Genomic DNA, 13,234 nt, shown 5'->3' on the forward strand with positions numbered 1-13,234 from the left:
TGTATGTTCGAGATTCTGATGCCCTTCGCCATCGGGGTTGGCGTGGTTTTCCTGCTGATCTTCGGCTTCTTCGTGCTGTTCAAGGCCTTCTACATCAAGGTCCCGCAGGGCACCGCGCTGATCGTCAACGACATGTCGGCGCAGCCCAAGGTGCACTTCACCGGCGCGCTGGTCTACCCGGTGATCTACAAGAAGGAGTTCATGCAGATCTCCCTGATCACCCTGGAAATCGACCGCCGCGGCAAGGACGGCCTGATCTGCCAGGACAACCTGCGCGCCGACATCACCGTGGCCTTCTACCTGCGCGTCAACGAGACCCAGCAGGACGTGCTCAAGGTGGCCAAGGCCATCGGTGCGGAGCGTGCCTCCGACCGCGGCGCGGTCAACGACCTGTTCAACGCCAAGTTCTCCGAGGCGCTGAAGACCGTCGGCAAGCGCTTCGACTTCGTCCAGCTGTTCGAGGAGCGGCAGAACTTCCGCGACCGCATCGTCGAGGTGATCGGCAACGACCTCAACGGCTACGTGCTGGAAGACGTGGCCATCGACTATCTGGAGCAGACGCCGAAGAGTTCGCTGGACCCGACCAACATTCTCGACGCCCAGGGCATCCGCAAGATCACCGAGCTGACCGCGGCGCAGAACGTGATCACCAACGATCTGGAGCGCAACGAGGAGCTGGCGATCAAGAAGAAGAACGTCGAGACCCGCGAGGCGACCCTGGCCCTGGAACGCCAGCAGGCCGACGCCGAGGCGCGCCAGCAGCGCGAGATCGCCACCCTGCGTGCCCGCGAGCAGGCCGAGACCCTCAAGGTGCAGGAGGAGGAGCGCCTCAAGGCCGAGCAGGCGCGCATCCAGACCCAGCAGGAGCTGGACATCCGCGCCGAGAACCACCAGCGCGAGGTGGAAGTGGCCCAGCAGAACCGCCAGCGTGCGGTGGTGATCGAGGTGGAAAAGGTCACCCGTGCCAAGGATCTGGAAATCGTCGCCCGCGAGCGCGAAGTCGAGCTGCAGCGCATCGAGAAGGAAAAGGCCCTGGAGGAAGAGCGCAAGAACATCGCCAGCGTGATCCGCGAGCGGGTGGCGGTGGAGAAGACCGTGGCCCAGGAGGAGGAGCGCATCAAGGAGGTGCGTGAAGTGTCCGAGGCCGAACGCCTCAAGCAGGTCACCGTGCTCAATGCCCAGGCCGAGGCCGAGCAGGAGCTGGTGCGCCAGGTCAAGCAGGCCGAAGCGGACGAGACCCGCTCGCGGCACAAGGCGGTGGAAATCAACACCCTGGCCCAGGCCGAACTGGAAGCCGCGGCCAAGCAGGCCGAGGCGAAGAAGAAACTGGCCGAGGGCATCGAGGCCGAGCGCGCCGCGCCGGGGCTGGCCGATGCGCGGGTGCGCGAGGTGACCGCGGCGGCCATGGAGAAGGAAGGTCTGGCCGACGCGCGCGTGAAGGCCGAGCAGCTGATTGCCGAAGCGCGTGGCGCGCAGGAGAAGGGCCTGGCCGAGGCGCGCATCATCGAAGCCCAGGCGCAGGCCAAGGAGAAGGACGGCCTGGCCGAGGCCAAGGTGCTCGAGGAGAAGCTCGGCGCCCAGGCGCGCGGCGAGGAGCAACTGGGCAGCGCCAAGGCCAAGGCCACCAAGGACCTCGGCCTGGCCGAGGCCGAGGTGTTGCTGCAGCGCTTCAATGCCGAGGCCGAGGGCCTGGGCAAGAAGTTCGGCGCCCTCGACGAGCTCAGCGACAGCGCCCGCCAGCACGAGGAGTTCCGCATGCAGCTGGAGAAGGACTTCGAGGCCTCGATGGCCGGCATTGCCGCCAACCAGGAGATCGCCAAGGAGCAGGCCGAGGTGCTGTCCGCCGCGCTGTCCAAGGCGAAGATCGAGATCGTCGGCGGCGAGGGCGATTTCTTCAACTCCTTCGCCAAGTCGCTGTCGGTGGGCAAGGCCATCGAGGGCGTGGTCGGCAAGAGCCCGGTGGTCCAGGACGTGCTGGCGCGACTGATGTCCGGCAAGGCCGCCGAGGCCAAGAGTGTCCCGGCGCCGGTCGACAAGACCCCGGCCTGACCGCGGCGGCCCCGGCCCCGGCCCGGGGCCGCATGCCACCCTGTAGGAGCAGATTTATCTGCGACTGGTCGTGAATGACTTCGCTCCTACGACACGAACTCCTCACCTGGCGCGGCCTCGTCACGTCCGGCCATGTCACCTTCAGGAAGCACAACGATGTCGGATGCCCAGGACGCCAGCCTCGAACAGGACATGGTGGATCAGGCCGTCGCCCAAGGCGGCGCCTACGAGGTGTTGCAGCGGCGCCTGGCCGAGCAGGGCCAGCGCCTGCGCCAAGGCAGCGATGCGCTTAACGCCCAGCGCCTGGCCGAGTTCGGCGCCAGCGAGATGGCGGTGCTCGGCCGGGTGCGTATCCGCACCGAGAACAACTGCATCGCCCGCGACATCGTCCAGGTCGGCGACTGCCTGCTGTTCGGCTACAACGTGTTTCTCGGCCTCAAGCAGGAAACCCGCATCGAGGACGTGTTCTCCCTGTATCGCCTGAGCGAGGCCGAGGAAGGCTATGAGGCCGAGGCGCAGCTGCTGGAGACCAGCTTCCTCGGTCAGGCCAGCTTCGTGCAGGACTTCCGCGAGCTGTACACCTACTACAAGAACACCCGCCTGCTGCAGCTGGTGGTGCGGGATGGCAAGCTGCTGGCCAGCTTCCAGATCGGTGAGCGGCTGACCGACATCCGCGTGTTCCGCTGGTCGATCTCGGTGGATGGCCGCGAGGTGCGCTACATCGACAACCGCGGCGAGCGCGACATCGCCCTGCCGCAGCCCCACGACTTCGAGTGGCAGAAAACCAGGCGCGAGATGGTGGTCAACGGCCGCCATCCGCACCTCAACATCCTCGACACGGTGTTCGTCGAGACCATCGGCGGCGATCTGACCATCAAGGTCGAGAACAACACCGAGGATGGCTTGGGCATCTACCGCGAGGCGGTGGTGGACAAGACCCAGTCGCTGGACGACGCGCAGATCGAGTTCGCCCGCCTGGGCAGCCTGATCCTGCTCAAGGTGCTGCCGTACCGCGAGGAGCAGTGGCGCTACCTGGTGTTCAACTGCCTGACCCGCCGGGTCGAGCGCATCGACGCCATCGGCCTGGCCTGCGTACAGCTGCCCGAGGACCACGGCATCGTCTTTCCCGGCGGCTACTACCTGCAGAGCGGCGAGTCCAGGACCTTCGAGCAGCCGATGGCCGGCATGCGCTTCAAGCGCGCGGTGCGCTCGCCCAACGGCGAGGACGTGCTCTATGTGTTCTACCAGCCAGAGGAGGGCCGCTCGGCACTGTTCACCTACAACCTGATCGAGCGCCAGCTGCACAGCCCGATCTTCGGCCACGGCTATGCGCGCCTGGAGGATGGGCGCATGGTGATCTTCGCCGCCGAGGGCGCCGAGCCGACGCGCATCCACCCCATGCAAATCTGGCAGACGCCGTTCGCCAGCGACGAATTCGCCGCCCGCCAGCCGACGCGCAGCGGCTTCCTCGGCCGCATCGGCAACGCCGAGCTGGTGCGCGGGGTGTCCGAGCTGCGCAACCTGTGCCGCGAGATCGACGCCCAGGAGGTGTCGGTGCAGCGCTACAGCCAGCTGTGCCAGGACGTGCGCCGCCTGTTCGACGCTCACCACTGGCTGGGCGCCGCCGAGGTCGGCGAGCTGGCGCCGCTGCTGCGCGAGATCGCCGCCACCGCCGAGCTGGTGCTCGACGAATTCGAGAAGGTCGAGAGCATCCGCCAGCAGTCGGCGCGCGCCATGGCCGAGGCCGAGACCCGCCAGAAGGCGCTGCTGTCCGGCCTGCACCTGGACGGCTGGGACGCGGTGGCGTCCTTCGTCGAGGCGCTGAACAATCTGACCGCCCAGCGTGGCCTGCTGCTGACCATTCGCGACTACCGCTACATCGACGTGGCGCGCATCGACGTCATGGAGACGGCGCTGCTCGACGCCCAGGCGCAGGTTGCCGCGGCCACCGCGCGCTTCCTCGCCGGCGAGCAGGCCCTGCACCCCTATGCCGAGCGCCTGGTGCAGCTCGATGCGGTGGCGCAGCAGGCGGCCAGCGTGGCGCAGCTGGCCGAGCCGCTGGCCGGCCTGCAGGCCATGGCCGCCGACCTCGACATGCTGTCCAACCTGATGGCTAGCCTGCAGATCGACGATGCCACCGAGCGCACGCGCATCGTCGAGGCGATCTCCGAGCTGTACGCGCGCCTCAACCAGGCGCGCGCCCGCGCCGAGCAGCGCCGCAAGAGCCTCGGTTCGGCGGAGACGGTCGCCCAGTTCGGCGCCCAGTTCCGCCTGTTCGGCCAGGGCATCACCGGCGCCCTCGGCCAGGCCAGCGACCCGGAGCGCTGCGACGAGCAGCTGGCGCGCCTGCTGCTGCAGCTGGAGGAGCTGGAGAGCCGCTTCGGCGAGCAGGAGCAGTTCCTCGCCGACATCCTCGGCAAGCGCGAGGAGCTGCTGGAAACCTTCGAGGCGCACAAGCAGGCGCTGCTAGACGAGCGCCAGCGCAAGGCCCAGGGCCTGCAGGACGCCGCCCGGCGCATCCTCGACAGCCTTGGTCGGCGCACCGCGCGCCTCGCGATCATGGAGGAACTCAACGCCTTCTTCGCCGCCGACCCGCTGATCCTCAAGCTGCGCGACCTGGCCGAGCGCCTGCGCGAGCTCAAGGACAGCGTCAAGGCCGACGACCTGGAGGCGCGCCTGAAGGGCGCCCGCGACCAGGCGGTGCGCGCCCTGCGCGACAAGAGCGAGCTGTTCGAGGCCGGCGGCAACGTCATCCGCCTCGGTCCGCGTCACCGCTTCAGCGTCAACACCCAGGAGCTGGACCTGACCCTGCTGCCGCGCGGTGATCAGCTGTGTCTGCACCTGACCGGCACCGATTTTCTCGAACCGCTGCAGGACACCGAGCTGGAGGCGCTGCGCGAGTTCTGGCCGGCCAGCCTGGAGTCGGAATCGGCCGAGCTGTACCGCGGCGAATACCTGGCCGGCGAGGTGCTCGCCGCTGCCGAGGCCGGCGAGGGCGGCCTCGATCTGGATCGCCTCAGGCAGCTGCTCGCACAGCCCGAGGAACTGGTCCGCGCGGTGCGCGAGTTCGCCGCGCCGCGCTACAAGGAAGGCTACGAGAAGGGCATCCACGACCAGGACGCCGCCGCCATCCTCGCCCGCCTGCTGCCGCTGACCGGCAGCGCCGGGCTGTTGCGTCACGCGCCGTTGCCGCGCGCCTTCGCCTGCCTGTGCTGGGACCGCCTCCGCAGCCAGGAGCAGCCGGCGCAGTGGCCGGAGCGGGCGCGCACTAGCCGGCACATCCGCCAGCTGTTCGGCCGCGACGACGGCCTGCGCACCCTGCAGGGCGAGATCGCCGCCGCCCTGCACGCCTTCCTCGCCGAACAGCCGCTGGGACTGGACGACGCCGTGGTGGCCGAGGCCGCCGAGTATCTGGTGCAGGAACTGGCCGCCGAGCGCATCGAGTTCACCTTCAGCAAGTACGCCCGCCAGTTGCAGGAAGCCCTGCGCGCGCGGCTGGTCGAGGCGCGCATGTGGGACGACTACCGCCAGGCGCTGGCGCGGCTGGCCGAACGCCCGGCGGCGCAGTGGACGCTGGCGCTTGACTGGCTGCACGGCCTGTGCAGCCAGGCCGAGTTCGCCGCGATGGCCGCCTACGCGCCCGAGGCGATGGCGCTCGAGCTGCTGGCCGAGGACCTGCCGCGCCGCGTCACCGAGGCCGACCTGCGTTTCAGCGTCGAGGGCCTGCTCGGCGAGTACCCGCGCATCCGCGAGCAGCGCCTGGAGCTGGCGCTGGACGACCTGTTCGCCCGCCTGCGCGCGCACCGCGAGCACTACCTGCCGGGTCTTCTACGCTACCAGGCGCTGCGCCAGGCGGTGATCGCCCGCGAGCGCGCCGCGCTGCGCCTGGCCGAGTTCAAGGCCCGTCCGCTCAGCTCCTTCGTGCGCAACAAGCTGATCAACGACGTCTACCTGACTTTCATCGGCGACAACCTGGCCAAGCAGATGGGCAGCGCCGGGGATAACAAGCGCAGCGACCTGATGGGCCTGTTGATGCTCATCTCGCCGCCCGGCTACGGCAAGACCACCCTGATGGAGTACGTCGCCCACCGCCTCGGGCTGATCTTCATGAAGATCAACGGCCCGGCACTCGGCCACGAGGTGCGCTCGCTGGACCCGGCGCAGGCGCCCGACGCCACCGCCCGCCAGGAGCTGGAGAAGCTCAATCTGGCGCTGGAGATGGGCAACAACGTGATGCTCTACGTCGATGACATCCAGCACACCCACCCCGAATTCCTGCAGAAGTTCATCTCGCTGTGCGACGGCACCCGGCGCATCGAGGGCGTGTGGAAGGGCCGCACGCGCACCTACGACATGCGCGGCAAGAAGTTCTGCGTGGTGATGTCCGGCAACCCCTACACCGAGTCCGGCGAGGTGTTCCGCATCCCCGACATGCTGGCCAACCGCGCCGACATCTACAACCTCGGCGACACCCTCGGCGGCATGCAGGAGGCCTTCGCGCTGAGCTACATCGAGAACGCGCTGACCTCCAACCCGGTGCTGGCGCCGCTGGCCACCCGCGAGATGGCCGACCTCTATCGCCTGGTGGCCAGGGCCGAGGGCCGCGAGTTCTCCGCCAACGAGCTGTCGCACGCCTACAGCGGCGCCGAGCTGGACGAGATCACCGCCACCCTGCAACGCCTGATGCAGGTGCGCGACGTGGTACTGCGGGTCAACCAGCAGTACATCGCCAGCGCCGCCCAGGCCGACCAGTACCGCAGCGAGCCGCCGTTCAAACTGCAGGGCAGCTACCGCAACATGAACAAGATGGCCGAGAAGATCAGCGCGGTGATGAACGACACCGAGCTGCTGCAGCTGATCGCCGACCACTACCAGGGTGAGGCGCAGCTGCTTACCACCGGCGCCGAGGAGAACCTGCTCAAGCTCGCCGAACTGCGCGGCAACCTGACCGCCGAGCAGGCCGCACGCTGGGAACAGATCCGCGCCGACTTCCGCCGCACCAAGGCCATGGGCGGCGGCGAGGCCGACGTCGGCGTGCGCGTGGTGGCCCAGCTGCGCGACCTCGCCGACGCCGTGCAGGGGCTCGGCGCTGCTGCAGTGCCGGTGCCCTGGGACGAACTGCTCGCGCGCCTGCAGGCGCTGGCCGAACAGCGCCCGCAGGTCGCGGTGGAAGTGGCGGCGGCGCCGCAGCCGGACTTCACCGCGCTGCTCGAGGGGCTGGCGCAATCGCTGCAAGAGAGTTTCCTGCCGCTGATCCAGACCATCGAGAAGAAGGGCGACATCGGCCTGCGCATCCACAAGCACCTGCACGAGCTGTCTCGCGACATGCGCGCGCTGGGGCTGCGCCGCGGCCGCGAGGTCCGCGATGAGACGGAGGGAATGCCTGGCTGAGGGGCCGATTGCTGGAGCGCCGATCATGACAGGGGCGTGGGCCTCTGGCGTCGCGGGGGGCTGCGCACGTAGAGTGTGTTCTGGTTCACCTGCTTTCCGTGGGCAGGCGCCATTCCAGGCCGTCCCGGGGATCAACCCATCACGCGAGCCGTCATGACCCTGCATCTGCCGACCCTGCTGCTGCTCGACATCTGCGTGCTCGCCCTGCTCGGCGGCCTGATGCTGCATGCCTCGCGGCGCAGCGAGGGCGAGGCGACCCTTGGCTGGATGGCCGGCATGCTTGTGCTGGCGTCGCTGGGCACTCTGGTGGTGAGCCTGCGCGGCGTAGGCGTGGACAACCTGTCCATCGTGCTCGGCCAGGCGCTGCTGCGCCTGGCGGCGGGGCTGGGCTGGACCGCCATGCGAGTGTTCGCCGGTCGGCGGCCCTGCTGGCCGGGTATCGTCGGCGGTGCACTGCTGTGGGTTCTGCTGTGCCTGTGGCCGCACTTCATGAGTTCGCCGCCGTTGCGGGTGACGGTCGTCACCCTGCTCTCCGTCCTCTACAGCGCCATGGCGGCCTGGGAGCTGTGGCGCGCGCGCCGACAGTTGCAGGCGGCCATCATGCCGGCCGTGGCGCTGTCCCTGATGCATGCGCTGTTCTGCGCCAGCCTGCTGCTGGTGGATAGTGGCCAGGCCATCGAGCGGGTATGGAGCGGGCTGGACGACAGCTTCGTGACCTGGCGGTTGCTGGAGGCCTTCCTGTTCGCCATCGGCATCGCCTTCGTCACCTTGGCCATGGTGCGAGAGCGGGCCGAACTGCGTTTGCGCGCCATGGCCAACTGCGATCCGCTGACCGGCATCGGCAATCGCCGCGCCTTCATGGACGTTGCGCAGGTGCTGCTGGCGCACTGCCAGCGCGTCGGGAGTCCGGTGGCTCTGCTGATGTGCGATCTCGATCACTTCAAGCAGTTGAACGATCGTTATGGCCATGCCATGGGCGATGCCGCGCTGATCGGCTTCGGCCGCGTGCTGGCGCAGAGCATCCGCCAGTCCGATGTCTGCGGGCGCATCGGCGGCGAGGAGTTTGCCTGCCTGCTGCCCGATGCCGACGCCGCGCAGGCCGAGTTGGTGGCCGAGCGCATCCGCCGGGAGTGCCATGCGCTGATGCCCGGTCAGGCGCAGTGCTGCAGCGTCAGCATCGGCGTCGCCGGGGTGGCCCAGGCCGGCTACGAGCTGCCGCGCTTGCTGGCACTGGCCGACCAGGCGCTGTACCGGGCCAAGGCCAACGGCCGCAACCGGGTCGAGCATTACGCCGAGCAGCCGATGCCGGGCTGAGCGGCGATTCGGGTTACACTGACGGTCTTTCCCGATCAGCCAAGAACCCGTCCATGGCCCTGCAGTCAACGCCCTACAAAGTCGAACTCAACCTCACCGATCTGGACCGCAACGTCTACGAGAACCTGCGCTTCACCGTTGCCAAGCATCCTTCGGAAACCGAAGAGCGCATGGCTGCGCGCCTGATTGCCTATGTGCTGTGGTACCACGAGCAGCTGTCGTTCGGCCGTGGCCTGTCGGATGTCGACGAGCCGGCGCTGTGGGAGAAGAGCCTCGACGGCCGCGTGCTGCACTGGATTGAAGTCGGCCAGCCGGATGCCGAGCGCATCACCTGGTGTTCGCGGCGCTGCGAGCGTTTCAGCCTGGTCGCCTACGGCAACCTGCGGGTCTGGCAGACCAAGGTGCTCGATGGCGTGCGCAGCCTGAAGAACATCAATGTGGTGGCCGTCGACCAGGCTGCCTTGGAGAATCTGGCCAAGGACATGCCGCGCTCGATCAGCTGGAGCGTGATGATCAGCGATGGCTCGCTGTTCATCACCGACGAGCGCGGCCAGCACGAAGTGCCGCTTGAATGGCTGGCCGGCGAGCGCGGCTGAGCCGCACCCTCCCGAGCAGGCCGCTTAGCTCTGCCAGAACTGCAGCAGCGACTGAAACGACATCACCACGCCGACCGCGGTAGCCACCATCGCCACCGCGCCGAACGCCAGCATCCAGCGCGGGTGCTGGTAGTCGGTGCCGACGATGCGTTTCTGGTGCGCCGCCCACAGGATGCAGCCGAGCGCCAGCGGCAGGACCAGGGCGTTCAGTGCGCCGGCCACCACCAGCACCTGCACCGGCTTGCCGACCAGGCAGTAGATCAGGGTGGAGCAGACGATGAAGGCGATCACCCAGCGCTGGCTGTGGCTGCGCACGCTGCTGTGCACCGAGTGCAGGAAGCTCACGCTGGTGTAGGCGGCGCCGATCACCGAGGACACTGCGGCGGCCAGCAGCACCAGGCCGAACGCCTTGTAGCCGAAGTCGCCGAGGGCATGGGCGAACACCGAGGCAGCCGGGTTGCCCGGATCGAGCTTCACGCCCTGGCTGACCACGCCGAGGGTGGCGAGGAACAGGCAGATGCGCACCACGCCGGTGGTGAGGATGCCGGTCACGGCGGCGCGGGTCACCACGCCGACGTTCTCAACGCCAGTGATGCCGGCCTCCACCAGGCGATGGCCGCCGGCGAAGGAGATGTAGCCGCCGACGGTGCCGCCCACTAGGGTAATGATCGGCAGCATCAGGATCAGCGGGTCGTCCGGGGCGAAGGTATGGCTCAGCGCCGCGGCCACTGGCGGATTGGCCGAGTACACGGCGTAGCCGACCATGACCAGCATCAGCAGGCCGAGTAGCTGGGTCACCGCGTCCATCACCCGGCTGGCGTTGCGCACCAGGAAGATGGCGATGGTCGCCACTGCGGCGATCAGCGAGCCGACCAGCGGCGCCACGCCGAAGATCACGTTGAGCGCCAGGCCGGCCCCGGCGATGTTGCCGATGTTGAAGGCGATGCCGCCGAGGACGATGAAGCCGGTTAGCAGGTGGCCGAGGCCGGGCAGCACCCGGTTGGCCACGTCCTGACCGCGCAGGTTGGACACGCTGATCACCCGCCAGATGTTGAGCTGGGCGCCGATGTCGATCAGCAGCGAGATCAGGATCGCGAAGGCGAAGCTGGCCAAGTATTTCTCGGTGAACAGCGCGGTCTGGGTGAGGAACGCCGGGCCGATCGACGAGGTCGCCATCAGGAAGATGGCGCCGCGCAGTACGCTGCGTTGCGAGGTCTGGGGCATGCTGGAACACACTTGGGTGGACTGCATTTTTCGGTACCTTCTCATAATTCTTGTTGGGGCGAGGGTAGGTGGTTCAGGGCCTTCGGAGCGGGATCCCCGGGGGCCAGTGCCACGGCGTCCCGGCCGTGGGCGTTGCTTGTCGCAGCGGTCTTCCGCCTTCCGTGCCGGTCAGGCGGTGCGCCTGGCCGGAGCGGAGGCCGCTGCATGGCTGTGCTGCCATTGCGCCAGCAACTGCCGCTGCTGGCGCTGGGCGGTTTCCAGGCCGAGCGGCGCCAGGCGCAGGACGGTGCCCGGCGCGCACTGCGCCAGCCGCGCCACCGCCTGCGGGGTCAGTGCGCCGAGGCGCGGGTAGCCGCCGATGGTCTGGCGGTCGTTGAGCAGGACGATGGGCTGGCCGTCGGTCGGCACCTGGATGGCGCCCAGCGGGATGCCTTCGGAAATCATGTCGCGGCGCCGGCACTCCAGACGCGGACCGAGCAGGCGCACGCCCATGCGGTCGGCGCGGTTGTCCACCTTCCAGTCGCTGTTGAAGGCATCGAACAGGCTCTGCCCGGAGAAGTCGCCGATCTGCGCGCCGAGCACCACCTCCAGCAGGGCGCGGCTGGCCAGGTCGGGAATCCGCTCGGCGGGCAGCGCGCACGGTGCCGGGGAGGCGGCGGCGCGCCAGTGCAGGCGCTCGCCGTCGGCCAGCGGGCGGCCGTCGCCGTGCAGGCCGCCGAGGCCCTCGCGGACCACCGTGGCGCAGCTGTCAAGCACCGCGGGGGCCTGGAAGCCACCCGGCGCGGCGAGGTAGGCGCGCACGCCAAGACGCGCCTGGTTGAGGCTCAGGCGCTGGCCCTTGCGGATGACGAAGCTGCGCCAGGGGGCCAGCGGCGCGTCGTCGAGGCGCGCGTCCAGGTCGGCGCCGCACAGGGCCAGGCAGCAGTCCTGCTCGGCGACCACGGCGAAACCGCCGAGGGTGATCTCGATCACCGCGGCGTCCAGCGGGTTGCCGAGCAGCCAGTTGGCCCAGCGCAGGGCGATCCAGTCGGCACCGCCACCCTGGCCGACGCCTAGGTGGCGCACGCCGAAGCGGCCGGCGTCCTGCAGGGTAGCCAGCAGGCCATGGCGTTCGATCAGCAGTGTCATGGCTGCACCTCGAAGGGCGTGTCGTCGCCGCCCAGGCGGAGGAATTCGCCGCGCTCGACCGGCTCGAAGCGCACCCGGTCGCCCGGCTGCAGCAGGCTGCGGCCCTGCTCGCGGTCGAACAGCGGGATGGGCATGCGGCCGATCAGGTTCCAGCCGCCGGGAGAGACGGAGGGATATACGGCGGTCTGCCGGTCGGCGATGCCCAGGCTGCCGGCGGGCACGCGCTGGCGCGGGGTGGCCAGGCGCGGGGAGGCCAGCTGCGGCTCGACCAGGCCCATGAAGGCGAAGCCGGGGGCGAAACCGAGGGCGAACACCTGGTACTCGTGCTGGCTGTGGCGCTCGATCACCCCGGCGCTGCCCAGACCGCTGCGCTCGCCCAGCAGCGGCAGTTCCGGCCCCACCGAGGCGTCGTACCACACCGGCAGGCGGTGCAGGGTGCCGCTGCCGGCGCTGGCAGGCTGGAGGTGGTGCAGAGCCTGGTGGATCAGCGTGCGAGCCTGGTCGTCGTCCAGCTGGGCGAGGTCGTAGTGCAGCATCAGGGTGGTGTAGGAGGGCACCAGGTCGATCAGCGCCGCGCCGAAGGTCTCGCGCAGGCGCTGGGTGGCGGCCAGCAGCCAAGGCATGTGTGTCTCGTCGATGCTGTCGAACAGGCGCAGCATCAGGCAGTCGACGGCGACGGGCTCGATGCGCAGCTTCATGCCGGCAACCCGTCCAGGGCTTCGCGGATGCGCCGCACCGCAGCCACCGAGCCGGCGTTGTCGCCGTGCACGCACAGGCTGTCGGCGCGCAGGAGCAGGGCGCTGCCGTCGCTGGCGGTTAGCGTCTGGCCGCTGGCCAGGGCCAGCGCCTGGGCGATCACCTGCTCGCTGTCGTGGTGCACCGCGCCGGGCTGGCTGCGTGCGACCAGGAAGCCGGCGGCGTCGTAGGCGCGGTCGGCGAAGGTCTCGAACCACAGCCGAACGCCTTGCTCGGCGGCCAGTGCCTCGGCGGCACTGTTGTCGCGCACCGACATCAGCATCAGCGGCAAGGAAGGATCGTAGAGGCGCACCGCGCGCAGCACCGCGCGCAGCAGCTCGGGCTGGCGCATCATGTCGTTGTACAGCGCGCCGTGCGGCTTGACATAGCTGACCCGGGTGCCCTCGGCGCGGCAGATGCCGTCCAGCGCGCCGATCTGGTAGAGCAGCATGTCCTCGACTTCCTGCGCGCTGCAGGCCATCGAGCGGCGGCCGAAGCCGACCAGGTCGGGGTAGGCGGGGTGGGCGCCGATGCGCACCTTGTGCTGCACCGCCAGGGCCACGGTGCGGCGCATGATCGAGGGGTCGGCGGCGTGGAAGCCGCAGGCGATGTTGGCGCAGTCGATGTGCGGCATGACCTCGGCATCGAGGCCCATGGTCCAGGCGCCGAAGCTTTCGCCGATATCGCAGTTGAGGAGCAGGCGACTCATGGCTGGGTTCCCCTGATTGTTATTGGTGGCTAAGGGTGGGCGCGGGCAGCGTCCTTGGCAAAACAATGATAAAACGTTGATAAAACGT

At 68.9% G+C, this 13,234-nt stretch carries 8 protein-coding genes; 4 read left to right on the forward strand and 4 right to left on the reverse strand.

The annotated features are described in order from the left end of the window. Window positions 1-3 precede the first annotated feature (3 nt). The 4 genes from BMZ19_RS04475 (at window position 4) to BMZ19_RS04490 (ending at window position 9,350) form a co-directional block, all read left to right on the forward strand. Entirely contained in the window at window positions 4-2,049 is a 2,046-nt protein-coding gene (locus BMZ19_RS04475) for a flotillin family protein (protein ID WP_090307498.1), read from the forward strand. Between the two features lie 156 nt (window positions 2,050-2,205). Continuing rightward, window positions 2,206-7,440: a DNA repair ATPase gene (locus BMZ19_RS04480; protein ID WP_090307502.1), complete on the forward strand. Its 5,235-nt coding sequence runs from the start codon at window positions 2,206-2,208 to the stop codon at window positions 7,438-7,440. Window positions 7,441-7,593: 153 nt separating this feature from the next. Further along, window positions 7,594-8,754, forward strand: a complete 1,161-nt coding sequence (locus BMZ19_RS04485; protein WP_090307505.1) for a GGDEF domain-containing protein — start codon at window positions 7,594-7,596, stop codon at window positions 8,752-8,754. A 53-nt stretch (window positions 8,755-8,807) separates the two neighbouring features. Then, window positions 8,808-9,350, forward strand: coding sequence for a YaeQ family protein (locus BMZ19_RS04490; protein ID WP_090307508.1), 543 nt, complete (start codon window positions 8,808-8,810; stop codon window positions 9,348-9,350). A 24-nt stretch (window positions 9,351-9,374) separates the two neighbouring features. On the opposite strand, the gene BMZ19_RS04495 is transcribed toward BMZ19_RS04490, so the two are convergent. The 4 genes from BMZ19_RS04495 to BMZ19_RS04510 form a co-directional block, all read right to left on the reverse strand. Beyond that, a complete protein-coding gene (locus tag BMZ19_RS04495; RefSeq protein WP_090307515.1) occupies window positions 9,375-10,601 on the reverse strand; it encodes an NRAMP family divalent metal transporter in 1,227 nt (408 codons plus the stop codon). 141 nt (window positions 10,602-10,742) lie between these two features. Further along, window positions 10,743-11,702 (reverse strand): 5-oxoprolinase subunit C family protein, encoded by a 960-nt coding sequence (locus tag BMZ19_RS04500; protein ID WP_090307519.1) that lies wholly within the window; start codon window positions 11,700-11,702, stop codon window positions 10,743-10,745. Beyond that, window positions 11,699-12,400, reverse strand: coding sequence for a 5-oxoprolinase subunit B family protein (locus tag BMZ19_RS04505; protein WP_090307522.1), 702 nt, complete (start codon window positions 12,398-12,400; stop codon window positions 11,699-11,701). Before BMZ19_RS04505 ends, BMZ19_RS04500 begins: the two co-directional genes overlap by 4 nt. Continuing rightward, window positions 12,397-13,146, reverse strand: a complete 750-nt coding sequence (locus BMZ19_RS04510; protein ID WP_090307525.1) for a 5-oxoprolinase subunit PxpA — start codon at window positions 13,144-13,146, stop codon at window positions 12,397-12,399. Before BMZ19_RS04510 ends, BMZ19_RS04505 begins: the two co-directional genes overlap by 4 nt. Window positions 13,147-13,234 lie beyond the last annotated feature (88 nt).

The organism is Pseudomonas linyingensis, assembly GCF_900109175.1.
Classification (GTDB): domain Bacteria; phylum Pseudomonadota; class Gammaproteobacteria; order Pseudomonadales; family Pseudomonadaceae; genus Geopseudomonas; species Geopseudomonas linyingensis.